This is a genomic window from Halobacillus dabanensis, from assembly GCF_900114165.1.
GTDB classification, from domain to species: domain Bacteria; phylum Bacillota; class Bacilli; order Bacillales; family Halobacillaceae; genus Halobacillus; species Halobacillus dabanensis.
The window spans coordinates 179,832-204,182 of the sequence record NZ_FOSB01000004.1 but is presented as its reverse complement, the minus strand read 5'-3'; the positions used below and the strand labels follow the sequence as shown (position 1 = coordinate 204,182).

General features: G+C 41.7%; 25 protein-coding genes. 20 read left to right on the top strand and 5 right to left on the bottom strand.

Features of this window, described 5'->3' with window-relative positions; genetic code table 11:
• Nucleotides 1-27 precede the first annotated feature (27 nt).
• The 12 genes from BMZ58_RS08750 to BMZ58_RS08695 all read left to right on the top strand — a co-directional run bounded on the left by BMZ58_RS08750 (nucleotide 28) and on the right by BMZ58_RS08695 (nucleotide 12,204).
• Complete coding sequence (locus BMZ58_RS08750; RefSeq protein WP_075036174.1) at nucleotides 28-1,065, top strand: LacI family DNA-binding transcriptional regulator; 1,038 nt, start codon at nucleotides 28-30, stop codon at nucleotides 1,063-1,065.
• Nucleotides 1,066-1,085: 20 nt separating this feature from the next.
• Nucleotides 1,086-1,979 carry an energy-coupling factor transporter transmembrane component T family protein gene (locus BMZ58_RS08745; protein ID WP_075036173.1) on the top strand — a complete coding sequence of 298 codons (894 nt, stop codon included), beginning with the start codon at nucleotides 1,086-1,088 and terminating at the stop codon, nucleotides 1,977-1,979.
• Nucleotides 1,979-2,827, top strand: a complete 849-nt coding sequence (locus BMZ58_RS08740) for an energy-coupling factor ABC transporter ATP-binding protein (protein WP_075036172.1) — start codon at nucleotides 1,979-1,981, stop codon at nucleotides 2,825-2,827. Before BMZ58_RS08745 ends, BMZ58_RS08740 begins: the two co-directional genes overlap by 1 nt.
• Before the next feature lie 19 nt (nucleotides 2,828-2,846).
• Complete coding sequence (locus BMZ58_RS08735) at nucleotides 2,847-3,704, top strand: energy-coupling factor ABC transporter ATP-binding protein (RefSeq protein WP_075036171.1); 858 nt, start codon at nucleotides 2,847-2,849, stop codon at nucleotides 3,702-3,704.
• Nucleotides 3,688-4,539 (top strand): nucleoside phosphorylase, encoded by an 852-nt coding sequence (locus BMZ58_RS08730; protein ID WP_075036170.1) that lies wholly within the window; start codon nucleotides 3,688-3,690, stop codon nucleotides 4,537-4,539. The genes BMZ58_RS08735 and BMZ58_RS08730 overlap by 17 nt, the downstream gene beginning before the upstream one ends.
• Before the next feature lie 27 nt (nucleotides 4,540-4,566).
• On the top strand, nucleotides 4,567-5,367 hold the full coding sequence (locus BMZ58_RS08725; RefSeq protein WP_075036169.1) for an MTAP family purine nucleoside phosphorylase: 801 nt from the start codon (nucleotides 4,567-4,569) through the stop codon (nucleotides 5,365-5,367).
• 1 nt (nucleotide 5,368) lies between these two features.
• The gene (locus BMZ58_RS08720; protein WP_075036168.1) at nucleotides 5,369-6,814 is read left to right on the top strand and encodes an amidohydrolase family protein; all 1,446 of its coding nucleotides are present in this window, start codon (nucleotides 5,369-5,371) and stop codon (nucleotides 6,812-6,814) included.
• Complete coding sequence (locus tag BMZ58_RS08715; protein WP_075036167.1) at nucleotides 6,811-7,413, top strand: class II aldolase/adducin family protein; 603 nt, start codon at nucleotides 6,811-6,813, stop codon at nucleotides 7,411-7,413. The genes BMZ58_RS08720 and BMZ58_RS08715 overlap by 4 nt, the downstream gene beginning before the upstream one ends.
• Before the next feature lie 18 nt (nucleotides 7,414-7,431).
• Nucleotides 7,432-8,508 (top strand): S-methyl-5-thioribose-1-phosphate isomerase, encoded by a 1,077-nt coding sequence (gene mtnA / locus BMZ58_RS08710; protein ID WP_083412637.1) that lies wholly within the window; start codon nucleotides 7,432-7,434, stop codon nucleotides 8,506-8,508.
• Between the two features lie 20 nt (nucleotides 8,509-8,528).
• A complete protein-coding gene (locus tag BMZ58_RS08705) occupies nucleotides 8,529-8,699 on the top strand; it encodes a DUF1427 family protein (protein ID WP_075036166.1) in 171 nt (56 codons plus the stop codon).
• 25 nt (nucleotides 8,700-8,724) lie between these two features.
• On the top strand, nucleotides 8,725-10,899 hold the full coding sequence (locus tag BMZ58_RS08700; RefSeq protein ID WP_075036165.1) for a malate synthase G: 2,175 nt from the start codon (nucleotides 8,725-8,727) through the stop codon (nucleotides 10,897-10,899).
• A 288-nt stretch (nucleotides 10,900-11,187) separates the two neighbouring features.
• The gene (locus BMZ58_RS08695) at nucleotides 11,188-12,204 is read left to right on the top strand and encodes a DUF3231 family protein (protein ID WP_075036164.1); all 1,017 of its coding nucleotides are present in this window, start codon (nucleotides 11,188-11,190) and stop codon (nucleotides 12,202-12,204) included.
• Between the two features lie 264 nt (nucleotides 12,205-12,468).
• Here BMZ58_RS08695 and BMZ58_RS08690 read toward each other — a convergent pair whose 3' ends face one another.
• Nucleotides 12,469-13,359: a fructose bisphosphate aldolase gene (locus tag BMZ58_RS08690; protein ID WP_075036163.1), complete on the bottom strand. Its 891-nt coding sequence runs from the start codon at nucleotides 13,357-13,359 to the stop codon at nucleotides 12,469-12,471.
• A gap of 492 nt (nucleotides 13,360-13,851) precedes the next feature.
• Here BMZ58_RS08690 and BMZ58_RS08685 point away from each other — a divergent pair, with 492 nt between their 5' ends.
• Together BMZ58_RS08685 and BMZ58_RS08680 are read left to right on the top strand one after the other, a co-directional pair.
• Nucleotides 13,852-14,283: a helical membrane plugin domain-containing protein gene (locus BMZ58_RS08685; protein ID WP_075036162.1), complete on the top strand. Its 432-nt coding sequence runs from the start codon at nucleotides 13,852-13,854 to the stop codon at nucleotides 14,281-14,283.
• A 17-nt stretch (nucleotides 14,284-14,300) separates the two neighbouring features.
• Nucleotides 14,301-15,482 (top strand): NAD(P)/FAD-dependent oxidoreductase, encoded by a 1,182-nt coding sequence (locus BMZ58_RS08680; protein WP_075036161.1) that lies wholly within the window; start codon nucleotides 14,301-14,303, stop codon nucleotides 15,480-15,482.
• Between the two features lie 197 nt (nucleotides 15,483-15,679).
• Here the strand turns inward: BMZ58_RS08680 and BMZ58_RS08675 are convergent, their stop codons facing one another.
• Both BMZ58_RS08675 and BMZ58_RS08670 read right to left on the bottom strand, forming a co-directional pair.
• A complete protein-coding gene (locus BMZ58_RS08675; protein ID WP_075036160.1) occupies nucleotides 15,680-16,204 on the bottom strand; it encodes a hypothetical protein in 525 nt (174 codons plus the stop codon).
• A 129-nt stretch (nucleotides 16,205-16,333) separates the two neighbouring features.
• A complete protein-coding gene (locus tag BMZ58_RS08670; protein WP_075036159.1) occupies nucleotides 16,334-16,759 on the bottom strand; it encodes a hypothetical protein in 426 nt (141 codons plus the stop codon).
• Nucleotides 16,760-16,960: 201 nt separating this feature from the next.
• Between BMZ58_RS08670 and BMZ58_RS08665 the strand changes: the two genes are divergently transcribed.
• The gene (locus BMZ58_RS08665; RefSeq protein ID WP_075036158.1) at nucleotides 16,961-17,524 is read left to right on the top strand and encodes a CotY/CotZ family spore coat protein; all 564 of its coding nucleotides are present in this window, start codon (nucleotides 16,961-16,963) and stop codon (nucleotides 17,522-17,524) included.
• A gap of 155 nt (nucleotides 17,525-17,679) precedes the next feature.
• On the opposite strand, the gene BMZ58_RS08660 is transcribed toward BMZ58_RS08665, so the two are convergent.
• The gene (locus BMZ58_RS08660; protein WP_075036157.1) at nucleotides 17,680-18,048 is read right to left on the bottom strand and encodes a hypothetical protein; all 369 of its coding nucleotides are present in this window, start codon (nucleotides 18,046-18,048) and stop codon (nucleotides 17,680-17,682) included.
• 12 nt (nucleotides 18,049-18,060) lie between these two features.
• On the bottom strand, nucleotides 18,061-19,251 hold the full coding sequence (locus BMZ58_RS08655) for a ParM/StbA family protein (protein ID WP_075036156.1): 1,191 nt from the start codon (nucleotides 19,249-19,251) through the stop codon (nucleotides 18,061-18,063).
• Nucleotides 19,252-19,359: 108 nt separating this feature from the next.
• Here BMZ58_RS08655 and BMZ58_RS08650 point away from each other — a divergent pair, with 108 nt between their 5' ends.
• The 5 genes from BMZ58_RS08650 to BMZ58_RS08630 all read left to right on the top strand — a co-directional run bounded on the left by BMZ58_RS08650 (nucleotide 19,360) and on the right by BMZ58_RS08630 (nucleotide 24,343).
• Entirely contained in the window at nucleotides 19,360-20,208 is an 849-nt protein-coding gene (locus BMZ58_RS08650) for a CsxC family protein (protein ID WP_482793306.1), read from the top strand.
• A gap of 299 nt (nucleotides 20,209-20,507) precedes the next feature.
• Nucleotides 20,508-21,242 (top strand): CsxC family protein, encoded by a 735-nt coding sequence (locus tag BMZ58_RS08645; protein ID WP_075036154.1) that lies wholly within the window; start codon nucleotides 20,508-20,510, stop codon nucleotides 21,240-21,242.
• Nucleotides 21,243-21,307: 65 nt separating this feature from the next.
• The gene (locus BMZ58_RS08640; RefSeq protein ID WP_075036153.1) at nucleotides 21,308-22,765 is read left to right on the top strand and encodes a hypothetical protein; all 1,458 of its coding nucleotides are present in this window, start codon (nucleotides 21,308-21,310) and stop codon (nucleotides 22,763-22,765) included.
• A gap of 422 nt (nucleotides 22,766-23,187) precedes the next feature.
• A complete protein-coding gene (locus BMZ58_RS08635; RefSeq protein ID WP_075036152.1) occupies nucleotides 23,188-23,919 on the top strand; it encodes a ZIP family metal transporter in 732 nt (243 codons plus the stop codon).
• Between the two features lie 52 nt (nucleotides 23,920-23,971).
• A complete protein-coding gene (locus BMZ58_RS08630; RefSeq protein WP_075036151.1) occupies nucleotides 23,972-24,343 on the top strand; it encodes a VOC family protein in 372 nt (123 codons plus the stop codon).
• Nucleotides 24,344-24,351: the final 8 nt, after the last annotated feature.

Genomic DNA, 24,351 nt, shown 5'->3' with positions numbered 1-24,351 from the left:
TTTCCATAAAGTTAGGAAGTGGTGACAATGTCAACGATTAAAGATGTAGCCAAAGCGGCTAATGTATCTATTTCCACAGTGTCGAGAGTTTTAAATAATAGTGGATATTGCAGTGCTAAGACGAAAGAAAAAGTGTATAAGGCAGTAGAAGAGCTGAAGTTTCAGAAAAGCATGGTAGCAACAGCCATGATTAAAAAACAGACTTCGACTCTTGGGTTGATTATTCCGGATATTAAAAACATTTTCTATGGAGAATTGACTCGGGCGATCGAGGATCAAGCTCACCAATATGGTTTCAATGTCATTTTATGTAATACCGACAATGATTTGGATAAAGAAGCTGAATACTTAAACTTCCTGCTTAGAAAAGGAATTGATGGCATCATTTTTTCTACACCTGAAATTAATGATAAGAACATCAAAGAGGTGATGAAGGATCGACCAGACTTTCCTATGATTCTATTAGGGAGTCAAGTGGAAAATGTGCGTTTGGATGAAGTCCTTGTCGATAACTTTGAGGGAGGATATCAAGCAGTCCAGCACCTTTTGGAGTCTGGGCATCGTAAGATTGGTTACATCGGTGGCCAGGAAGAATCTTATGCCACAGTGGAAAGGTACAAAGGGTATTCGAAAGCGCTTGAGGACTATGGTGTTCAATCTGGCAATCTTTATGTGAGGCTGGATGAATTTAAAATCCAAAGTGGATATAACCAAGGGAAAGAATTGTTGTCGCTTCCTGATCGTCCCACCGCAATCTTTGCTGCAAATGACGCCATTGCGGTCGGAGTTTACAAGGCAGCGAGAGAATTAGACATTACTATTCCAACAGAACTTTCTGTCATTGGTTTTGATGATTCTCAATTTGCGGAAATTGTTTTTCCTGAATTGACGACGATCCGTACCCCTATTGCGGATATGGGGGAGAAGACGGTGGAATTGGTTGCCAAAATTATTAAAGAAGGAAAGAACTTCAAAGAAACGATTACATTCCAGCCGACTCTGATTGAAAGGGGATCAACAGCTGTACTAAATGAAAAGTATGTAGTAGAAAAATATCCATCATAATTTATGAAGGAGGAAAAAGCGTGAATAGTTTGTACATGCCTAAAGATAGCTTGATTCACAGCTTGGACCCGAGAACGAAAATGATTTTTGTAGCTTTTGTCGTTGCCAGTTCATTTATCATGAATGACCCGGCCCTCCAGCTCTTACTGTTGGTTGCTCTTTTCCCGTTAGTCGTTATAGCGAAACTAGTAAAGCCATACTTGATTTCCATTCAATTCCTGCTCCTCTTTGCTGTCTTGATCATGACTGTACACGGAATCTATAACCCCATAGGTGTCACCCCTGTTTTTGAAATTTTTGGAGGATTGACGTTCAAGTATGAATCGATGGTGTATGCTTCTGTCATGTCTTTCAGAATTCTGGTTATCGGTACAGGTGCTGTCCTCTTCGTCATGACTACCCATCCATCAGATATGGCTTCAGCGCTTGTTAAATGGAAAGTCCCTCATTCTTTTGCGTTTATATTATTATCAACCTTCCAGATCATTCCGATCATCGCACGTGAGGCGAAAATCGTCATGGAAGCTCAACAGGCCAGATGCCTGGATGTGAAAGGAAATATTATTCAACGTGTGAAGAATTTAGTCCCCATGTTTGCTCCATTGTTCATCATTACATTTATGAAAGTGCATCAACTCTCTTACGTTCTTGAATGCAGAGCTTTTAGTAGAAAAGGAAACAAAACAAGCCTCCGCGAGACGAATATCGGATCGCTGGATTATTCTTTCCTACTTGGAATGCTTGCAGTATTGGTCTTTGAAATCTACTTGAAATTATTCATGATGGGATCCCTCCAGCTTACAACAGATGCTCTACTAACCTATTCCCTTATCGGAACTTGGGTTGTATGTGGGTTCATGTTAATTAAATTTCTATTCAAAAGAGTCCAGGGGAAAGTCGGAGGTGTGAATTAATGGCAGAACAAGCGATCGAAGTCACAAATCTCACATTTGAGTATCCGGATACGGAAGAACCGGTATTGAAGGATATAAGTTTTTCTATTGATTATGGGGAAATTCTCGGAATCATCGGTCCGACAGGTGCCGGCAAATCAACATTAGCCATGTGTGTGAACGGGCTTGTGCCTCAAGTTATTAATGGAGAGATGGAAGGAGATATAAAAGTCAAAGGCATGAATGTACATGAAAGTAATGTGGCTGCGATGTCTGAACATGTCGGCTTTGTTTTTCAGGAACCTGAGAATCAGTTGAGTCAGATGACGATTGAAGAAGAAATCGCCTTTGGCATGGGTAACCTGGGGGTCCCGCGAGAAGAAATGCTTGGCCGAATTAAAGATGCCCTCTCTCAAGTTAGTCTGGAAGGTTTCGAAGAGCGCAGTCCGCTTGCATTATCTGGAGGCCAGCAACAGCGGTTGGCTATTGCTGCTGTGTTAGCGATGAGACCTACCATCATGATTATGGACGAGCCGACATCTATGCTTGATCCGAAAGGTAAGAATGAAGTCTATGATGTCTTGAAGAACTTAAAAGCATATGGAATGACAGGAATCATCATCGATCATGAGGTAGAAAGAATCGCTGCCTATTGCGATAAGGTTCTAGTTTTAGATGGTGGGGAAGTCCAAATGTTCGGCACAACGGAAGAAGTTTTCACTAAGATCGACCGTTTGCATGAATTGACCCTGCACGCCCCGCAAGTGACAGAATTTTTATCCCAATACAATCAGCAGTTCGATGGTAAGTTGGATCTGGCAACAACTGTGAAAAAAGCTGTGGAAGTTTATGAAAGCGCAAACAAATAACGGTGAGGGGGCAGAAACTATGCAACCATATATGTCTGTAAAGAATGTCTCTCATGTTTATCCGAACGGTGTAACGGCAGTCAAAGATATTGACTTGGATATCTATGAAGGAGAAGTCGTTGCGATTCTAGGAAGTAATGGATCTGGTAAAACGACACTCGTTAAGCACTTCAACGGGCTGTTAACACCTACGAAAGGGGAAATAACAGTAGGTGGGTTAAACACGAAGAAGGAGAAAATATCAAAGCTGTCCAGTTTAGTCGGATATGTCTTCCAGAATCCGAATCACCAGACGTTTCTTCCATCCGTGAGGAAAGAGCTGGAATATGGATGTACAAATTTAAAAATGTCTGAAAGCGAGATGGAGGAAAGGGTCAACAAAGCCATTGAGCTTTTTGAACTGGAAGATAAGCTTGAGGATAACCCTTTTGATTTGAATTCAAGTCAGCGGAAAGAAGTAGCGATGGCCTCCATTATGGCGGTTTCACCTAAAGTGATTGTGTTGGATGAACCGACTACTGGTCAGGATCATAAAGGTTGTAAACGTGTGCTGGATTTAGTGCGGATGTTCAAAGAACATGGCCACATTGTTGTGCTAATCACTCATGACATGCATCTGATTGGTGAGCTGAATTGCCGTACCATCGTCATGAACCAAAGTAGAAAGATTGCCGATGATCAGGCCGATATCGTTTTCTCCCACAAAGGAATTATGAAAGAGGCGGGGCTTCAGCCACCGCAAATCACCAGCTTTGCAAATGATTTATCGAACCTTGATTCAAGCAAAACTTATTTAACGGTTGATTCCATTCTTTCATGGATCAAAGAAAATAAAGAGAAGAAAGAGGAGGCTGTTCAAATTGGCTCAGGATCTTAAATGGAAAGCAAAAGCAAATCGACCAGAATCAGCAGATCAATCACAATATCATATTAGGTGCCGTCCCGGTGATGTAGAAAAATATGTATTGCTCCCAGGAGATCCGGAACGTGTTGGGCAGATGGCTCAGCTATGGGATGAGAAGGAACATATTGCCACTTACCGTGAACATGTTACATATACGGGGAAAGTTGGCGGTGTAGGAATATCAGCCTGCTCGACAGGAGCGGGTGGACCATCAACGGCCAGCGCTTTAGAGGAGTTGGCGGAAGTAGGGGCGGAAACCTTCCTCCGTGTTGGAACATGTGGTGCTATGCAGGAGGATATATCCCCGGGGGATTTGATTATATGTGCAGGCGCTGTCCGCTATGATGGGACAAGTGATCAGTATGTCGATCAGAAGTTTCCTGCGATTGCGAATCAGGAAGTGGTGATGGCGACGATTGAGGCAGCAGAACGCTTAGGTGTGAACTATCATGTAGGCATTGGTTACACAGCAGCTTCCTTCTTCTGCGGCCAGGGACGTCCTGGGTTCAATAATTATAATCAAAGCTGGATGAATACGATCATGGATGATATGCAGCGTGCCGGTGTACTCAACTTCGAAATGGAAGCAGCGACAGTCTTGACGTTGAGCAGTTTATTCAATCTTAGAGCGGGAGCTATTTTTACAGCGGTTGCCAATAGAGTGAAAGATGAATTCGAGTATAAAGGTGAAGGGGTAGAACAATCTATCGCTGTGGCGACAGAAGCAATCAAAATCCTAAGCCACTGGGATGAACTGAAAAAAGCATCAGGTAAGCCTTACTTTTACCCATCATTATTAAATCAATAAAAACATAATTAGAGGAGGAAGTTTCTTATGAAAATCGGAATCGTCGGGGGAACAGGTTTTTACAATTTAGTTGATGGAATGAAAGAAGTTCAAGTATCTACAGAATACGGGGCTGTCGTGGTATACGAAGGGGAGTATGCTGGAAAAGAAATTTATTTCCTCCCAAGGCATGGAAAGTCGCATGACAGTCTTGCTCACCAAATCAATTATCGTGCAAACATGATGGCTTTGAAAAAGCTGGGTGCAGATCATGTGCTTGCGATGTGTGCCGTTGGATCCTTGAACCCTGATATCCCAGTAGGGGCGCTTGCACTCCTAGATCAATTCATGGATGTCACTACAAAGCGTGTGTCTACTTATGACAAATATTCAGTAGAAATTACACAGCCGTACTGTCCTGATTTGAATGCAACCTTCTTAGAGGCAGCCAAAGAACTGAACATAGATGTGACACCAAAGGCGAATTATATTTGTGTCGATGGTCCTCGTTATGAAACGGCTTTAGAAATTAACATTTATAAGCAATGGGGGATGGATGTTGTCGGCATGACGAATGCCACGGAAGCGATTCTTGCCAGAGAATTGGGCATTGCTTATGCGGTCGTCACTATGTCTACAGACCTCGCGGCAGGAACAACGGACGTTCCGCCAGATTTAAATACACATAAAAATGTTGTCATCGATAACCAGGGAAAAATCAGAAACCTTTTCTTGAAGACTATTGAACTTGCGAAAGATGATAAACCATCTATTGCACATGAAGCTTATGCGAGAGCTTTAAAGGCCCGTAAAGAAAAGCTTGATAAATTAGAAGTGACTCAAGCTTAAGATGGGCTTTGTCATTAGTAATGCGGAATGGATGGACAGTGGAGGTTCGGTGAAGACGGGAGACATTTTGATAAAAGAGGGGAAAATTGAGGAGATTTTTCCTTCTGGATCTTTTTCCGGCGCTGAAATCCAAATGGTGGATGCCGGGGGTCAATTGATTATCCCTGGAATGACGAACTCGCATTATCACTCGTACTCTAACTTGCTCAAAGGTACAGAAACCGATCTACCTTTAGAACTTTGGTCATTATATACAGTGGCATATGGCCATTCGTTAACAAATGAAGATGTATATTTGGCCATTTTATTAGGAGCAGCTGAGATGATTCGTAGTGGGATCACTTCCTGCTTGGACCATTTCCCGCATATTACCAGAGCTGAAAGTGCTTTGGAAGCTTACCTCGATTCTGGAATGCATGTATCCTTTGCTCCCATGATTCACGATGTGCCTGATCATCAATTTCTTCAATTGGATTTACCGGATGATATAAGAAGGCGGGTGGAATCAGTCGCTCCACGATCTTCAGCAGAAATGAATGACTTTTACAGGGGATTGATAGGCAAATGGCACGGAAAAGGTGGTCGGATTCAGCTGACTGTGGGACCTAATGCACCCCAAAGATGTTCCGCTGAAGCATTGGAGTTATGTAATCACCTCAGCAGCACCTATGACCTTCCGATTCACACCCATCTCCTGGAAACGGAAATACAAAGAGATTACGGAAGGCTTCATTATGGTGGGGGCGGGGTCCTTGCGCACTTGGATCAAGCCGGCATGCTTGATCGTCGCCTAACGGTTGCTCATGCCATATGGCTGGAAGATTGGGAAATGGACCTTCTCAAGGAGCGTGAAGTATCAATTGTTCATAATCCAGCAAGTAACATGATTTTGGGGAGTGGAAAAGCGCCGGTTTTTGATTATTTACAAAAAGGCTTTTCCATTGGGTTAGGAACGGATGCTTCCAATTGTGGAACCACTCACAGTCACTTTGAAACGATGAAACTGGCAGCCATGATGTCACGGGTTGGCGAGAGGGAGCCAGGGAGGTGGCTGGATGCCTCACAAGTCTTTGAAATGGCAACACTCCATGGGGCCCGTGTAATAGGAAATGAAAATCGAAAAGGGAAAATTCAGGAAGGCTTTGACGCCGATTTTGTATTCCTTAAAAAAAACACAACGACATGGTCGAATACACATGAAGCAATCTTACAACTTGTCTTCCATGAAAATGGTTCCTCCGTTGATTCAGTAATGATTCGCGGGGAATGGGTGATGAAGAATGGGGAAATTACAACCTTTGATGAATGCCGAGTGATCGAACGGGTACAGGAAAGAGCAGCATCACTCCGTGAAAATAGTGCAGAAGCTGTTGAATTAGCTGATCGAATACGCGTTCATGTGGAGAAGTTTTACCATCATTTTTATAAAGGGAGGAATGAGAGATGAGTTACGAATTATTGAAAAAAGAATTGCAACATGTGTCCCATAAGGTTTATCAAAAAGGGTTTACCCAGGCTACAGGCGGAAATATCAGTGTGAGAATCCCGGGTACAGATTATGTGCTTATTAAAAGAAGTGGGGTCAGTCTGGGAGAAGTGAGCAGGGAAGATGCACTAGTAGTAAATATGGAGGGGGAAGTCATCGAAGGTCAAGGGAAGCCCTCGAAAGAAATCGGCTTTCATCTCGGAATATACAAAGTCCGCCCTGACGTAAATGCAGTCGTCCATTGTCATCCGAATTATGCTATTGGTTATGCTTGTTTAGGAGAAGAACTTCCACTTCCTACCGTGACAGCAAGGAAACTACTTGGCCACGTACCAGTGGCGGGCGTCGCACCATCCGGTTCAAAAGAACTTGCTCAACATGTGACAGATGTCTTCACTCAGTACCCGGACATTAAAATTACTTTAATGAAGGATCATGGTGTCTGTTCTGTCGGACCAACACTTGAAGCAGCCTATAATGTCGTCGATCTTGCGGAAGCAACAGCCAAGCAGGCATTCATTTTATCTCAATTACGCGCAGGTGTTCCAGTGACAAACTAACAAGGTGGGGGAATTACTATGACGGATATTCAACAATTAGTGCATCATTATCAAAAAGAAAATCTCGCTCTTCCGATATGGTTCGAAGAAGGGACGTTGAAAGTCATCGATCAGACAAAGCTGCCATTTTCTGAAGAGATTATGACATGTGCCACGGTCGAACAACTGGGAGAAGCTATTCGTTCGATGCAGATTCGCGGTTCAGGAGCAATTGGGATCTGCGGTGCCTACGGACTTTACTTAGCTGCTTATGTCTCAGATGGAGATCCGGAAGTTGTGAAGGAAGCGGGAGTTTTATTGAAGAGGACACGCCCGACTGCTGTGAACTTAATGAAAACAGTTGATGAAATGATCGCCTCCATAAAGGGAACCGGACAGGTCCTCATCAATAAGATGGAGGATAAGACTGTGGAGATTGTGGAGCGCCAGCTTGCCTTTGAATATGAACTGGGGAAACATGGTGCCGCTTTGATCGAGGATGGTGACACGGTTATGACTCATTGTCACTCCGGAGCACTTGGAGGAGCCGGTTATGGAGGAAGAGCTTTATCTGTCATCCGTACAGCACACGAGCAGGGGAAGAATATCCATGTCATAACATGTGAAACAAGGCCATATTTACAGGGGGCTCGTATCACAGCTTATGAATTGAAGAAATTTGGTATTCCTCATACGTTAATCACTGATAATATGTCCGGATTTTGTATGAGTACAGGCCGGGTTGATAAGGTTGTTGTTGGATCAGATCGTGTTTCTGCAAATGGGGATTTAGCCAATAAGGTAGGAACATACATGCATGCGCTAGCAGCTAAAGAGCATGGAATACCGTTTTATACAGCAACATCCAGTCATACGATTGATTTTGAAACTCCGAGAGGGGCAGACATTGAAGTGGAAATGCGGGATTCAAGTGAAGTAACCCACTTGAAAGGAATCGCGATCGCCCCTGAAGGAACCAATGCCCTTTATCCATCCTTTGATATTACGCCGAATCAGTTAATCAGCGGAATCATTACAGAAAAAGGTGTGATTACCGCCCCTTTTTCAACGAATTTGACTAAGGTGAATGCACAAGGGAATAAAGTCTCCCAGTAAGCCGGCAAGGAGGAACTGACATGGTAAAAGAAGCTATTCTCGCGATGGTTGCAGGAATCGTAATTGGAGTCGTTTTTAAATTGATCAAACTTCCTTTACCAGCCCCTCCTGTGCTCGCTGGTGTGCTTGGTGTAGCAGGGGTTTATATAGGCGGTAAGATTATAGAAATGCTGTTTATGAGAGTGCAATAATAAAAAAAATAAGGAGGAAGAACTTATGAGTCAATATGTGGATATCGGAAATTTGAAAGTGGACCAGGCCTTGTATGAATTCATTGTTTCTGAAGCTCTTCCAGAGAGTGGAGTGGCGGACGGACAATTTTGGAGTGATTTTGAAACATTACTTAATGAATGGACGCCAGCCAATCGATTTTTGTTAGAAGAACGCAAAACAATTCAAAATCAGCTGGATACTTGGTACAGGGACCATTCAACAGGATATGAATTTGAAGAATACAAAGGCTTTCTGGAGGAAATCGGATATCTTGAACCGAAAGTGGATGACTTCAAGATCACTTCTGAAAATGTCGATCATGAAATTGCTCATCAAGCTGGTCCGCAATTAGTCGTTCCTGTAGATAATGCCAGGTATGCATTGAATGCCGCAAATGCAAGGTTTGGAAGTCTATATGATGCGTTGTATGGCACGGATGTCATCAGTGAAGAGGATGGGGCCGAGCGGGGAAGCAGCTACAATCCAGTAAGAGGGGAGAAAGTGGTCGCTTATGCCAAGGAATTTTTGGATAGGGCTGTCCCTTTAACAGGATCCTCCCACAAAGATGCGGTTACATATAAAGTTACGGATGAAAATTTGGTGGTAACGCTTAGCGATGGCTCAGAAAGAAAATTGGCAGAGCCTGAGAAATTCAAAGGCTACCATGGTCTCCCAGAGGACCCTTCAGCCATCCTGCTTGAAAATCATGGACTGCATTTAGAGATACAACTGGACCCTGAGCACCCGATAGGAAAAGGCGATCCGGCAGGGGTCAAAGATATTTTGGTCGAGTCCGCGACAACGACAATCATGGACTGTGAAGATTCAGTCGCAGCCGTAGATGCAGAGGATAAGGTTCGCGTCTATAAAAATTTGCTCGGTCTCATGAAAGGTGATTTGACAGCTTCCTTTAACAAAGGAGGCAGAGAAGTGACCCGTCATCTCCAACCCGATCGAAGTTATACTACACCTGATGGTGGCGAAATTGTACTAAAAGGTCGTTCTCTTATGTTCATTCGTAATGTTGGTCACTTGATGACAACCCCTGCTATCTTGGATAGAAACGGAGAAGAAGTGCCTGAAGGAATTGTAGATGGAATTGTCACATGTCTCCTGGCTAAGCATGACCTGCTTCAAAATGGGAAATACCAGAACTCTGATGCAGGATCCATTTATATCGTCAAACCTAAAATGCACGGGTCAAAAGAAGTTGCTTTTGCGAATACACTCTTCAACCGGATTGAAGATATGCTCGGACTTGACCGTTATACCGTTAAAATCGGGGTAATGGATGAAGAGCGTAGAACAACTCTCAATTTGAAAAATTGTATCCATGCAGTGAAAGAGCGAATCGTCTTTATTAATACTGGCTTTCTTGATCGGACAGGGGATGAAATCCATACATCAATGGAAGCAGGAGCTATGATTCGAAAACAAGAAATGAAAACTTCTACTTGGCTGCATTCCTATGAACAGTCTAATGTCAACGTTGGATTGGAAACAGGGCTAATAGGAAAAGCTCAAATCGGCAAAGGGATGTGGGCGATGCCGGAGTTGATGAACAATATGATGGAGCAAAAAGGTGGTCAATTGAAAGCGGGGGCGAATACAGCCTGGGTACCATCTCCAACCGCAGCCTCCCTACATGCCCTCCATTATCATGATATTAATGTTAAAGCGACACAGGAAAAACTGATGGAGAATATAACAGATAAAATCGATGAAATTCTCCAAGTGCCTGTGGCCGCTTCGACCGATTGGAATGAGCAGGAAATTCACGAAGAACTTGAAAACAATGCCCAGGGTATCCTCGGGTATGTAGTGCGCTGGGTTAACCATGGGGTCGGTTGTTCCAAAGTCCCTGATATCAATAATATCGGCTTAATGGAGGACCGCGCCACCCTCCGCATCTCAAGTCAGCATATGTCCAACTGGCTCCATCATGGAATTGTAACTAAAGAACAGGTGGAAAAAACATTGAGAAAGATGGCGAAGGTAGTAGATGAACAAAACGCTGATGATACGCAGTATAGACCAATGGCTCCTGATTACGATCAATCGATTGCTTATAAAGCGGCCAGGGACCTGATTTTCGATGGGACCAAGCAGCCGAATGGTTATACAGAACCGATTCTGCATAAACGAAGAAGGGAACTGAAAGAAAAAGCCTTCATTTAATAAGCCTTTAGCATGGAGGCTGAAAATAGTTTCTTTGCACAAAATTAAATATGGACAACGAAATCCTGATTGTCTCAAAGCTGCTTTTCAGTGGAGAGGGGATCAGGGTTATTTTATGTGAATAGCTCTCTTTGAGATGCAACACGTCCTTCTGAGGCTTAGCTTTAGTTCAGCTTAGATAGGAAGAGGAAGTCTCATACGCTTTTGTTCCAGGTGTATGAATAGCCGGACATTTGTTCACATTAAGGAAAGAATTATAGCGCTAAAAGTATATAAAGGGGCATTCAAATGAGTAATAAAAAAATAGACCTGACAGTTTCTGAACTTGGAAGCTTGTGGACCTCCTACTTATACGACAGTATGTCTCTCCAAGTGGTTCGGTATATGTATGAAAAAGTGAAAGATGAAGAAGTCAAACCGGTCGTTAAGAAAGCATTGAGGATAGCTGAACAGCATGTCCGTAAAATGGAGTCCATTTTTCAAAAGGAAAATATGCCGATTCCATATGGCTTCACTGAAAAAGATGTAGAACTCAAGGCCCCGGACCTTTATACAGATACATTCAAACTCACGTATATGCTGCATATGGGACGAGTAGGGATGGTTATTCAGACCGCCAACTTGTCGGTAGCTTCCAGAAGGGACATTCAGGAATTCTATGGACATGGGTTACATCAAGTTCAGGATTTATACCGGTTGGCTTCCGACACTGCGTTAGAAAAGGGGCTGTTCTTAAAAACCCCATATATCCCTTATCCGAAGCAATATTCTTTTATTAATGATGTTGGTTATTTGAGTGGCCTCAATCCTTTAAAGAAGAACCGTATACTAAATGCCGTGGAGATTTCTCATTTAAGCTTGAACATAGAGACTAATCAGATCGGGTTTATGCTTATGGCAAGTTTTATGCAGTCTTCTCAATCTAAAGAAGTGAGCAAGTTTATGAAGAGGGGGAAGGAGATTTCCGAAAAACACATTGCTCTTCTTTCTGAGGTTTTACTGAGTGATGATATTCAGGCCCCTATTTCTCCGGACCATGCAGTGACGGACAGTGCCATTCCTGTTTTCTCGGATAAATTGATGATGTTTCAAGTCAGTCTTCTTAATTCTGCAGGGTTAGGTAATTATGCAACAGCGGCAGCTGCGAGTCAGAGAAGCGATTTGGCATTGAACTATGAGCGTCTATCGCTGGAGGTGGGTCAATTTGCGAAAGACGGGGCGGAACTCATGATTAAGAATAAATGGATGGAAGAACCTCCATCTGCACCCGAGCGTGATCAGCTAGGAAAAAGGGGGAAAGAATAGTGAGGAATAAAAAGATGGTGGGGGAATAAGCCCAAAACAACTAGTTAGAAACTGCAAATCGTGAAAATGAAAAACGCATGAAATCAAAATTTTTAAATCAGATTTCATGCGTTTTATTCATTTTGAAATGGTTTTTTCCCAGCCTCTTATTAGGAAATAGCAGGTTTAGCGCCGGTTCTCCACTTTTATGCGACAATCTATGACGGAAGAATCTCTTGGAGTCCTGTTTAGGGTAGGGAGGCAAATCCTATTCTACGATTATTTTTACTTCTTGTTTACAGAAGCATCGTAAATGGTATCGACCGCTTTTTGTAAGGATCTATTGAATTCTTCCTCTGACTGATTTGCATTTAAATCCGCTGCCAAAGCGCGGGAGAAACTTGCAATAAGACCTTCGTTTTCTTTCAATTTTTCATTCGCTTCATCGCGGGAATAGCCACCGGAAAGAGCGACAACGCGCACGACACGTGGATGGTCGATCAATTCTTTATAAGTGTTCGGCTGTGTTGGAATAGTGAGCTTCAACATCACGTTTTCATCTTCAGATAGACCGTTCAAATGCTTCAAAATCTCATCCCTTAATATTTCCTCACACTTTTCTTTATTCTCACTATGAATATTCACTTCTGGTTCTATGATTGGTACGAGATCGGAAGCGATGATGCGTTTACCAATATCAAATTGCTGCTCGACAACCTCTTTAATGCCGCTTTCGTTTGGCTCATGAATGACGGATCTCATTTTCGTACCAAAAATGTTTCGTTCATTTGCACGACGTAGTGTTTCATCTAGGTTGTCAATCGGCTTCATTAGCTGAACACCGTTTTCCTTATCAGCTAGTCCCTTATCGACTTTGAGGAAAGGGACAATTCCTTTATCGGCAAGATGATCTGCTGTATATTTGCCCTCGATTTCGCGATCCATCGTTTGTTCAAACAGGATGGCACCGAGAATCTGATCAGAATTGAATGCAGGAGAAGTGATAATTCGCGTCCGCATTTGATGGACGAGGTCGAACATTTCATCCTCGCCAGAATAAGAATCTTCCGGTACTCCGTATTCTGCTAACGCTTTTGGTGTACTTCCACCACTTTGATCGAGGGCAGCGATAAACCCTTTTCCATTTTTGATCTTATCGAATTGGCTATTATTCATGCTTTTCACTCCTTTTCTAGTGTGAAAAAAGATTCCGTTATTACCTTTCCCTATCTCCCACCATACATAACGTAAAAATCAAAAGGAGTTGGAAAAATAAGGTGTACCAGGCCATCCATATTATGGAAGACCTGGTACACCTTATTTTGGAATTGTCTAATGATTTGTTAATCAACCATCATATATCGTGCTCAGACCTGGGGCTTTTTTGGATGATTTTTGTGAAGCGAGTAAATGCTAATAAAGGACCAATAGGCTAATAACTAATAAAAAAATTGTCGCTTTTCCTTGTTTTATAAAAAAATTAGGTTAATAAACGTTTATTTTGCCCGAATGTGTTGTGCTTCACAAGATTATATTTTACTCTAATATAGTCAGATATAAAATAATACCTAAACTCTGTTTTGTAACAGGGAGAGACATTTGCTTTTGTATTAATTACTTATTATAAAATAACAAGCTTTATCTTGCTTGTAAAAAGGAGAAGTGGATATGTCAGAGTCATTCACAACAGAAAAAGACGTAGAAGCAAACGTCGCTCGGGATGAGCGTGAACTGCTCGACCAGCTTTTGCAGCCGGAAGTACAGGAATCTTTAACAGTCCTGGTTAAAGAGTTACCGAAGTTGACAGAATTGGTTAAGATCCTTTCCAGCTCATACGATACCGTTCAATCAATTGCAACAGATGAAGTACTGAAAAAGGATACAGCTGAGTTCATCTCTGAAGTGGCCGAGCCTATGAGAGATACAGTCAAAGAATTCGCACAGAATGCAATTGAAGCAAAAGATCAAGCAGAGGAAAGCTCGGAAGTTATCGGGGTCTTTGGATTAATGAAGATGTTGAAAGATCCACAGGCACAAAAGATGTTCCGTTTTATGAATGCATACTTGAAAGTCTCTGCTGAACGTAATCATAAAGAGTAGGAAATGGAGGAATCGATATGTCAAAAGAAATCGTCATACTAGGCGGCGGTTACGGTGGGCTTCTTTCTGCTCTGTCTGTCCGTCAATACATGGATGAATCAGAAGCAAACATAACTCTCGTCAACAAAACGCCGACACACCAAATAATCACTGAATTACACCGCTTGGCTGCGGGGAACATCTCTGAGCAGGCAGCTGCTCTTCCGCTTAAAAAGCTTTTGAAAGGCAAGAATATCACTTTGAAAGTAGCTACGATTGAATCATTTTCTGTCGATAACAAGAAAATCGTTCTTGATGACGGTTCAGAGCTATTTTATGATGCATTGGTTGTCGCTCTTGGTAGCGTAACGAATTACTTCGGTATTCCTGGTCTTAAAGAAAATAGTATGGTACTGAAATCTGCGGAAGATGCGAACAAGGTTCGTGAACATGTTGAAGCGCGTATTCGTGATTACGCAAACACTAAAAATGAAGCAGATGCTCGTATCGTCATCGGTGGCGGTGGACTGACAGGTGTCGAACTTGTCGGTGAACTGGCTGATGAAACACCAGCAATGGCTAAGAAATACGGAGTTAACCCTGATGATATTCAGCTTACACTAGTAGAGGCCATGCCGAAAATACTTCCAATGCTTTCTGATGAATTGATTCAAAGGGCGACAGAAAGCCTGGAAGCGCGCGGTGTTGAATTTTTGACTGATCTTCCTGTTACGAATGTGGAAGGTAACTCCATTGAACTTAAAGATGGACGTAAGATTGAAGCTAATACATTTGTTTGGACAGGTGGAGTTGCAGGAAATCCATTAGTTGGAGAGTCAGGTATTGAAGTCAACCGTGGCCGTGCAACTGTCAACAATTACTTGCAATCGGTATCGCACGAAGATGTGTTTGTTGTCGGTGACAGTGCTGTTTACTTCAAACCGGGGGAAGAGCGTCCACAACCACCAACAGCTCAAATCGCTTGGCAAATGGGTGAAACGGTTGGATATAACCTTTACGCTTATCTTGAAGGGAAAGATTTTGAAGAGTTCGAACCAGTGAATTCAGGTACATTGGCGAGTCTTGGTCGCAAAGATGCAGTCGCTTCCATTGGTGCGAATCAAACATCCTTGAAAGGTTTCCCTGCTTCGATGATGAAAGAGGCAAGTAACGTCCGTTACCTTTCCCACATCAAAGGGCTTTTCGCTCTCGCTTACTAATTCATAAGTGAATCGGCTTAAATAAACCGCCTGCTTTGTTTAAACAAAGCAGGCGGTTTCCATTTGGAATAAATTGGTGTACCAGGTCATCCATAATATGGCAATTATTATCCTGATAAAAATACCTGCTTTTTCGTTGGACGAAAAAGCAGGTATTTCTCTTTAAGCTTGCAAGTTGCTTGTACCTTTCTTGTTGTCTATTTAAACTGTGTCCGTTTAATATTATGATTCTTATGATTTCCTTCATCATATTTATCGAATGAAGTATCAGGCTTAAGAGGAATCGTCTCTTCCCTCCAGTGCTCTTCCGAAGGCTGCTTTCCGACAGCTGTCCGTTTTAAATGAATTTCCTCACGAACCTCAGGTGTCTCAGGTGTAGAAGGCGTCTGCTTCATGCCGGCGATCCATGTATCGAAATCATACATACCCCGATCGATGATCATGCACAAGTCCTCGAGTGACTGCGTCAATTCATTTAAACAGTCCAACCCGTTTCTCAAGATAATGCCTTTTTCTTTGGCCTTCTCTACAGAGTGTTCTAACCGATAACCTTCACCCTGGTATGTAAACTCCACAAAACAACTGTTGCGATCCCAATTGAAATTGAAATCCTGAACTTTTAAACGCTTGATGACTTTAACGAGTCTTTTTTCACAGATACTCTGCTCTTTGTGGGGCATCCATCTGAATAGAACATTCTTGAATAAACGATTCTTGAACATGCCATCCACCTTCCTTTTTTAGTAACCCTACTGATGTTGTTCTTTTATATACTTTCTACAAAAAACGTAAATTACCTTCCGTTGTTGTAAACATTTTGAAGAAATGATTGGATATTTGTCTGATCGCACTCATTTCAATCCTTGCAGAAGTTGTTCATCTTGTTCGCGAACATAGTCATAAGAATCAAGAAGGTGCTTTGGGACAAGTGTTCGGCCATATTCCCAGGCATTTGTTTCGATGACGGATTTGAGTTCTGCAATTTCTTCATCTTCCCCGTACATAAGCGTTCTCAAATCATGTTTGTGTTTTTTGAATGTGAGATAATAACCGATTTCATGATAGAGAATAATTTTGACGAAATCCTCTTCTGTCTCGTTCACTCTTATTTTACTCATATATCCATTGATTTGTAGATAGTTAAAATTTACTGTATTGGTCGAGACGTTATAGCTCATTGGGGCAGGGAGGTTGTTATTGAATTCGAATCCGATATTCAATTGAAGCTCTTCTAACGTTTTTTGAATGATTTTTTCGATATTCCAAATATATAGCATTTGATCAATCACTGCCCTTTCGAAAATCTATTATACATATTATAAGTGAAAAATGGACCGTAACCAAGGTACTATACGATCATATCCATCCTTATTCCCTGCAATTGGAGAAATATTATATTCTCCTAGGCGCACATATCAAACGAAAATCACTTCTGGACGTATAATACGATAACTGAACTACTAAGGAGTGAAAAAAGAATGTCCTTCAATGAGTATGATTATGACTACGATCATGGTCAGAAAGATAAATGTTGTGGAAAAAAAGACAGTAAGCATAAAATGCGCCATTATAAAAATTGTGTGGAAGATGTTTTAGAGGCAATCCTATATGCACAAAAGAAAGTGAAGAATGATGTTTGTCACACGTCTTGTAAACAATCAATCAGTGAACTGTTAGGGGCAAAACGGGTAAAGAAAAACACCATCCCTTTCCTTTTATTTTGTGGATGTGAACCATTCAAAGGAACAGGTGTGACGACTTATTCTTGTCATTCAAAGACAGAAAAAATCAAGTGTATCCATACCCATATTTTCAAGATAAAAGAATTGAATAAAGAATGTGCGGTTCTCGAACTTCTTGTTTTCAAATCTGATTTGAAAGATAAAAAGGAACCAAAACATTGTCACGGCCAATATGGAAATTCTGCCTGCCATCAACTCGACCATAAGAGCTTAGGTGACCTTGTTGGTACGGGTATTTGCATCAATGTGGATTTATCTTGTTTCTGTGCAATCACTTGTTTACCAGCCGTCCATTTATAAAAATGGAATGTTATCTAACAGGGACTTACTTTTTCTTTCTATCTCCTCCTGCACGGCGTATGTACTTTCATGAGAATTTCCTTTCCAACTATTTGAGCGAACGAAAAAAAAGAAGGTAAACCTCTGTGATAGGCCTGCCTTCTTTACATATGTGCTTACCCTCCGAACGCTTCCAGCACGTCGGCAATTTCCTTCATGTTCCTTTCTTGGATTGGAAATGATTTTTTGAAAACAGAAGGGCGACTGGCTGTTTGGACCTCATTCCCTGAATAAAGCATCCTTTTTATTTCCAATAATTCTGTGAGTAAATCGCTCGGAGCTTCCTGGGGAATGGATGCTTTATGAAAATAATCATGAAGTGCAGAGAAGATCAAATGATTTAACGTGTTGTTCTCTGAATGGTATTTGATTTCCTCCAGGATCTTAGGAGAGACGTTCTGATGATCTCCTGTTTTTACATCAATAAAGGTATCCGGAATGGTAAGCACGTTTTGATGAAAGTAATCTTTATATGTTTTTTGCATATCCCTCACCCTCTAGCTTTTGGTATAAGCATAATCGTCCGCGTATTCTTGGTTTTTGCTGATCCATTGCATTTTAGCAAGGATCATTAACCCCTGGACATTTAATTGAGACATGTTTTCTGGAAACATCAACTCGATCGGGCGTCCGCGTTCGCTCCACTTAACTGCAGCTTCTTTAATTTGTTTTTCGGCGATCTCAGCAGCCCCCCCAACGGCAATGTAACGGGCTGCACCCTTGATTTCATTCGAACTGCTCCTCACTCTATCAAAATGTTCAAGGTATTTGATTGCCATCAAACGCAGTTGAGGAGTGACGTACTTGCTGATGTCTTTTTTCACACCAGCGAATGGCTCAACATACCATTCTGATTGACCTGCTGTCAGTTTTTCTTCGAGTTCAGAACGTGAGTTGAAGCTATACAATTCGTTTTTACTTACTTTTTGTATGATATTATCGAGGAATTGATTGATGCCGAACGGTTCCCCTTCGACTGAAGCGACCGGCTTGTTATTCTTGATCCCAACAAAATCCACGGAATCTCCACCCAAATCTCCGATAATGATTCCTTTCTGAGAATCCTTCACAAGAGAATCGTCTTTGATCATTAATGATTCCTGATCTCGTGTTAACGCTAAATAAGCAAGAGCCCCTTCAGCACCGACGATGACATCATTTATGTGTATTTTTATAGCCACTTCTTTTGGTTCTTTTACCCCAGGGACTTTATGGAAAATGATGGTGTGATCTCCCGTCAGGCGCTCTTTGAATGACTCTTTCTTTTCTTTGTACTGAGTGGTGGGAAGAGAGACAGCCAGCTGATCGATCGTGTAGTGAAGTTCTCCCTTTGAAGGGTTTGTCAGTAAGGCATGATAAGCAGCTGTAGCGAAAAGCAGGATATAAGTGCGTTCCTCTTCAGTTTTTTGATTATTGAAAGAGGTCAAGCTGACGTTCTTCTGTTTCATCGCTGATTTTCCAATATAGAAAATTTCGCGTCTGTCGATAACAGAGGGACTTTTGACTTCAACAATCAAATTCTCTTCAAGATCTACATCCTCTTCATCATAAGGTTTTTCGTAGAATTCCTCATCAAATAAAGCGATAGCGTTAGGGACCTGGTAATCTGCGATCTCTCCCTGGTCTGATACCAAGACTTTATACCAACTGTTCCCGACATCTACGGCAAGAAAATTATTTCTGTTCATGTTCTACCTCCTCGTTTTTTAACCTATGCATCTGGAGGGCACCTGTGCTAGTACCCATGTTCACAGGGGGGAGAATCTATTGATTTTCTACGAATATTTTAAAGTTACATGTTTATACTCCATCACCTGACCATGCTTAATAGCGCCTATTGCATACAATACAGGGAGGTTAAGAAAAAGGAGGGAAAAGTGATGAGGAATAATAAATGTCACGGTAATTGTGTAAACTTTAATACGTCCGCTTCAATTGGACAATGTACTAACACTGGTCCAATAGCTGCACTGGTCACCCCTTCCAATAGCGTTACAATCAAAGTACCTGTTGAATTGGGAGCTTATGATGTTACGAGTCACCTAGTAGCCAACATCTCATTCCCATATCCAGTCCTGGAAATCAAAGACATCAAGAAGCGAGTTGTCATAACTCAATGCCGTCTGATAACTCGAACTTCAAAAGGAAGTGGAGATTTGTTCAGTGGTGGAGAATTCCCATTGTTCATCAAAGGGTATGTACGCAAAAACATTCAATATGCCAGTCCCGTTCACGGTGCTGGAGGCGATTGTATTTCATCTGACATCAAGTCACTGACAACTAAAGTTCATTTTGAGTGTATGACTACAGTGGAGCTTGATAATTTAGTCCAACTACCTGTGGCAAACACAAGTAGTGAATACGACTTCTTCCGTGCTCAAGATTTAGGGCCAGGGTTTCCTGAAAAAGATCAACATCTATCCAGCGATCTTTCTCAGTTTCACCAAATAAGTACACAAGCGTATAATGAGATTCCATTCTGTGAACTTATCGAAAGTGAAATTATCGAGTGGGATGAAGCGACGGACCGCAAAGCTGATCGTCCAGTCGATGAAGGGTGTTTCAAACACATCGTTGAAAAAATGGTGCTCAGATTCCGTATCAAAGTGTTACAAAAGCAACAAGTTAATATTAATGGTATCTAAATGATTATAAGAAACACGATCACTCTAGCAAGTGTCGTGTTTTTTATGATAAGGAGCAGTAAGCTGGAGGAAAGGAACCATTCCTTACTCAAGGACGATTTCTTATGTTAGGCGGGTCTTGTCGCAGGATTAGCTAACAATTCGTCTTGCGCTTTTCTTATTTTATGCCATGGGCTATAGGTGGTTCATACTTTTCTAGGCCTCTCCACTTCCTGATATCTTGATTTCGAGATAAGAGCCCAGACATAGTCATTTATCCTACATACGATGAGGGTATCTTTTGTTTAGGAGGAAATCGAATGACAGACCAATATAACGATTCCTACGAATGTGATAAAGGGTTCTGTAAGCCATGTAAACCGCATGTAAGTATTGGGAAAATAACGGCAAAGGTTCCAGTGGTGTTGGCAGAACTCCAGGTACAGTTGCACATGAATGAAACGATCACCTTCCCTGAACCAGTTCTTGAAATTAAAGATATTAAGAAGCGTGTCGCTCTGACTCAATGCCGTTTGCTTCTACCTACAAAGAAATTATTCCTTAAAGGATTCGTTCGAAAAAATATACAGTACGCAAGCCCGGCATGTGAAATCGATAGGAGTACTGATACTACCGTCGCTTCTGATATCCATTCCTTCACTGTCGATCTACCATTTGATAAGGTCATCGAGATTGATGATTTCCTTTCCATGCCGGTCATGCCGAAAAATAACAAACGGGAAGAATTCGATTTTGCCGTATCTCAATCCTTGCCTTCAGGATTTCCTGAAACAGATGAGCTGCTAACGAGCGATTTATCACAGTTCCATCAGGAGAGTTGCCAATTTTATAATGAGCTGCCCTATTGTGAATTGCTTTCAAGCAAAATTATAGAATGGGATGAGGCCTTGGACCGTCAGCCGTTGCCAGGATCCGCCCCATTTAACGAAGGGTGCTTCACACAAATCGAAGAAAAGATGGTGTTGGATATTTGTTTAAAGGTAATCCAGGATCAACAAATCCGTGTTTCGTCATCTTCTAATGATGATTGCTGAATGAGCGGGAAAAGCAGAAAGGAGGGGAGAAAGGATGCTGAAAAGCAAGCACCTTTCGGAAGGCTATGAAGAGAGATGAAATCAAGTTCTACCAAAAACGTTGGAGTAAACGAGATCATCGAAAAACACATTACCCAGATTCCGATGAGCAATTAAACACTCACTCACTCTTTGACGACCTCTCACTTGAAGAAGAACCAAGTAAGGAAAATTCTCCTAATCAGGAGATTTATACACCACATAAGTCTGAAGGAGAAATACCCCGTCCCATCATTTCACTACCTTCCAAAATTATAAAAGACAAAGAGGATGCTAAGTTAGCTGAAAGTAGGAAACGTATGTCATCTTTCCGAAAAGAGGCAGCGCCCATGCAGGAGCATTCGGATGAGAGTGTAGATGAGGAATCAGCTTTTGAATCGTCTGAAGAAGCAAAGGGAACAGGTTGGAAGAGAGGAAAACAAGGAAACCCATTTTTAGCTGAAATTCTATCTATGTTAGAGGAATCACAAAGTGGAGAATGGAGCATTATAGAAGAACAAACCGATACAAAAGAGGAAGAGAACCCCTTCGAAGAACATTCCATCTTAACAGATATCGCTGCTTCATTGGATGAACAAAGTGGTTTCAAAAATCCCTATCATACTCCCCATGACAGCAATATGGAAAAGGATGATTTCATTTTTTCTGATGAGTTTTCTCTGGAAGACGAATCATCCGCTCAAGAGGGGGACGGGGAAGATGATGAATCGATCTTAGAAAGTTCTTCTTTAATTAATGATATTATATCCATGTTTGATGAACCGAGTCCCTTGATAGATGAACTGGAAGAAGAGTATGAGGAAAGTGGCCCATCAAGTCGAGATCTGTCTTCATCCCCCGAAGAGAGCCATGAATGCTTGGAGGAAGAGGAGTGGCAAGAAGAGTCTTCCTCAGAAGCTTCTCTTTGCTTTCCTGAATCAGAAGAGAGCTCCCCCTCAGGGGAAGAGCTTTCAGAGGAGGAATACGTAGATCCTTCAGAAAAAACAGTCGTTAAAGTACCAGTTTTATTATCTTGTGTAACGGTGGACATTGATTTCATGGAAACGTTAGACGTACCTACAGACATTTGTGAAATGATCGATATGGAATTATCTTTACACTCTCTTGAAACAAAGGTGGTTTCTCCATCTTGCTATGCTTTTATTAGTGGTGTAATCAGAGCAGAGCTCCAATATAATAATGGAACATCTGTGCAGTTGCTGAAACTTCCGATTCCATTGGAAAAAGTAGTACCTGTTAAGTGGCGAAAACAGCCATTATTACCATATTCCAATAAAAAAGAGTATTATTTTGGGGCTGACGGTGGGCAAGAATCAAACCCCCATATGGAATTTTACCAAACTTTCATCGATCCTATAGAATGCGAAGGGAAAAGTGTGAGGGTCGTGAGCCATCATGAGTCTCTATCTGATGGAAAATTTCATATCCATGGGACAGCTCAGCTCGTTATCAATCTTCTGCAACAGCAATATGTAACCATATAAACTTTTAATCTTCCCCAAATAAACTCCATTTCTGTAAAACTCAGTTTCGAGATATCTGGTCAATTGTGAATGGTGGGAGTTACTCGGAACAAAGGGTGCGAATTTTATCATAAACATAGAAATGGCAGCTTTCGAATGATAATATGGGCGCGCGGAACGTTGGGAATTAGTGTCATTGCTCAAACAGTTAATAACCGCTTCTGAAAAAACATCGCGCTAAAGAATCAAGAGATGCTCCTTTATAGAGGCATCTCTATTTTCTTGCACGAAACTTAACTTTTTGCTAATACATTTTATGGCAGTACCCTTGAAGGCTCAAATTCGTGATATCAACCCTTCTTATTTTCGCCTAAGAGGTATTGGCGTCTTTTTGATAGCTTTTCAACATATCTTTGAAAAAAAGACATCGGTGGAGGGATGGTATGGAGTGGAACATGTGGGTGATGGTGGTTTCTGCTCTGGCGACGAGTTTAGGAGCGATACCTGTTTTGTTCATACGAGGGATATCTCACCGGCGGATGGATAGCATTCTTGCTTATACGGCCGGAATCATGGTGGCTGCTTCTACATATGGACTGATACCTGCATCACTAAAATTGACCAATTTGTACGTACTATGCTTTGGGGTTCTTATAGGTGCTTTATTATTAAACCTTCTTGAATATATCATTCCTCACATCGATTTTGATCACCAGCGAAGTGACGTGGTTCTGCCTCAGCAGTCTCTCATGCTTATTGCTGCCATGACCTTACATAATATTCCGGAAGGGTTGTCTGTAGGGGCAAGTTTAGTAAGTGAGGTAGAGAATCTGGGAATTGTCGTTGCACTCTCTATGGGCTTACAGAACGTACCCGAAGGATTTCTTGTAGCCTTGTTTTTAGTCAATCAAGATGTTCATAAATTATTTGCAATCATGATGGCTGTGTTTACCGGCTTAATCGAGTATTTCGCAAGTTTGGTTGGCTTCTATTTGGTTCAAGTTTCCTTATTCCTCGTTCCTTATGGACTAGCTTTTGCCGCTGGTGCGATGTTGTTCATCGTTTATAAAGAGTTGATCCCTGAAACACATGGCCATGGTTATGAGCGTCTGGCTACATTTTCTTTTCTCCTGGGACTTCTTAGTATGATTGGAGTCGTCGAGTGGTTCAGGTAGCTACTCTACTGGATATCAAGTACACTGGAGGAAAGGAAAAAGGAGTGGAAGCATGTACGAAGGCATTCATCACGTTTCTCTATTAGTGAAAGATATAGAACAAGCGAAGCATTTTTACAAAGAGGTGCTCGGTTTTGAAGAAAGCCCCGATAGACCGGATTTCGGATTTCCTGGTGCATGGTTTCAGGTCGGATCTACCCAGATTCACCTGATAGAATACAAGGAAGGCCGAACGTTCCGTGGGACGACAACGATCGATTCCCGTGATGGTCACTTTGCGATTAGAGTGAAGGATATCGAAGCTTTCATCAGACGAATGAAAGAAAAGCAAGTAGAAATATTGAATAAACCTGAAAATAAGACAGAATGGCATCAAGTGTATATCAGTGATCCTGATGGCAATGTAATTGAATTCAATAAATAACAATAAAC

What these genes read in the sequence shown, in the direction of transcription:
- BMZ58_RS08685 (WP_075036162.1), top strand. Translation starts at nt 13,852, where the DNA reads ATGTCAGAGTCATTCACAACAGAAAAAGACGTAGAAGCAAACGTCGCT.
- BMZ58_RS08670 (WP_075036159.1), bottom strand. Translation starts at nt 16,759, where the DNA reads ATGCTATATATTTGGAATATCGAAAAAATCATTCAAAAAACGTTAGAA.
- BMZ58_RS08635 (WP_075036152.1), top strand. Translation starts at nt 23,188, where the DNA reads ATGGAGTGGAACATGTGGGTGATGGTGGTTTCTGCTCTGGCGACGAGT.
- BMZ58_RS08680 (WP_075036161.1), top strand. Translation starts at nt 14,301, where the DNA reads ATGTCAAAAGAAATCGTCATACTAGGCGGCGGTTACGGTGGGCTTCTT.
- BMZ58_RS08735 (WP_075036171.1), top strand. Translation starts at nt 2,847, where the DNA reads ATGCAACCATATATGTCTGTAAAGAATGTCTCTCATGTTTATCCGAAC.
- BMZ58_RS08690 (WP_075036163.1), bottom strand. Translation starts at nt 13,359, where the DNA reads ATGAATAATAGCCAATTCGATAAGATCAAAAATGGAAAAGGGTTTATC.
- BMZ58_RS08665 (WP_075036158.1), top strand. Translation starts at nt 16,961, where the DNA reads ATGTCCTTCAATGAGTATGATTATGACTACGATCATGGTCAGAAAGAT.
- BMZ58_RS08660 (WP_075036157.1), bottom strand. Translation starts at nt 18,048, where the DNA reads ATGCAAAAAACATATAAAGATTACTTTCATCAAAACGTGCTTACCATT.
- BMZ58_RS08645 (WP_075036154.1), top strand. Translation starts at nt 20,508, where the DNA reads ATGACAGACCAATATAACGATTCCTACGAATGTGATAAAGGGTTCTGT.
- BMZ58_RS08630 (WP_075036151.1), top strand. Translation starts at nt 23,972, where the DNA reads ATGTACGAAGGCATTCATCACGTTTCTCTATTAGTGAAAGATATAGAA.
- BMZ58_RS08725 (WP_075036169.1), top strand. Translation starts at nt 4,567, where the DNA reads ATGAAAATCGGAATCGTCGGGGGAACAGGTTTTTACAATTTAGTTGAT.
- BMZ58_RS08750 (WP_075036174.1), top strand. Translation starts at nt 28, where the DNA reads ATGTCAACGATTAAAGATGTAGCCAAAGCGGCTAATGTATCTATTTCC.
- BMZ58_RS08700 (WP_075036165.1), top strand. Translation starts at nt 8,725, where the DNA reads ATGAGTCAATATGTGGATATCGGAAATTTGAAAGTGGACCAGGCCTTG.
- BMZ58_RS08640 (WP_075036153.1), top strand. Translation starts at nt 21,308, where the DNA reads ATGAAGAGAGATGAAATCAAGTTCTACCAAAAACGTTGGAGTAAACGA.
- BMZ58_RS08675 (WP_075036160.1), bottom strand. Translation starts at nt 16,204, where the DNA reads ATGTTCAAGAATCGTTTATTCAAGAATGTTCTATTCAGATGGATGCCC.
- BMZ58_RS08715 (WP_075036167.1), top strand. Translation starts at nt 6,811, where the DNA reads ATGAGTTACGAATTATTGAAAAAAGAATTGCAACATGTGTCCCATAAG.
- BMZ58_RS08650 (WP_482793306.1), top strand. Translation starts at nt 19,360, where the DNA reads ATGTTTATACTCCATCACCTGACCATGCTTAATAGCGCCTATTGCATA.
- BMZ58_RS08720 (WP_075036168.1), top strand. Translation starts at nt 5,369, where the DNA reads ATGGGCTTTGTCATTAGTAATGCGGAATGGATGGACAGTGGAGGTTCG.
- mtnA (WP_083412637.1), top strand. Translation starts at nt 7,432, where the DNA reads ATGACGGATATTCAACAATTAGTGCATCATTATCAAAAAGAAAATCTC.
- BMZ58_RS08705 (WP_075036166.1), top strand. Translation starts at nt 8,529, where the DNA reads ATGGTAAAAGAAGCTATTCTCGCGATGGTTGCAGGAATCGTAATTGGA.
- BMZ58_RS08740 (WP_075036172.1), top strand. Translation starts at nt 1,979, where the DNA reads ATGGCAGAACAAGCGATCGAAGTCACAAATCTCACATTTGAGTATCCG.
- BMZ58_RS08695 (WP_075036164.1), top strand. Translation starts at nt 11,188, where the DNA reads ATGAGTAATAAAAAAATAGACCTGACAGTTTCTGAACTTGGAAGCTTG.
- BMZ58_RS08655 (WP_075036156.1), bottom strand. Translation starts at nt 19,251, where the DNA reads ATGAACAGAAATAATTTTCTTGCCGTAGATGTCGGGAACAGTTGGTAT.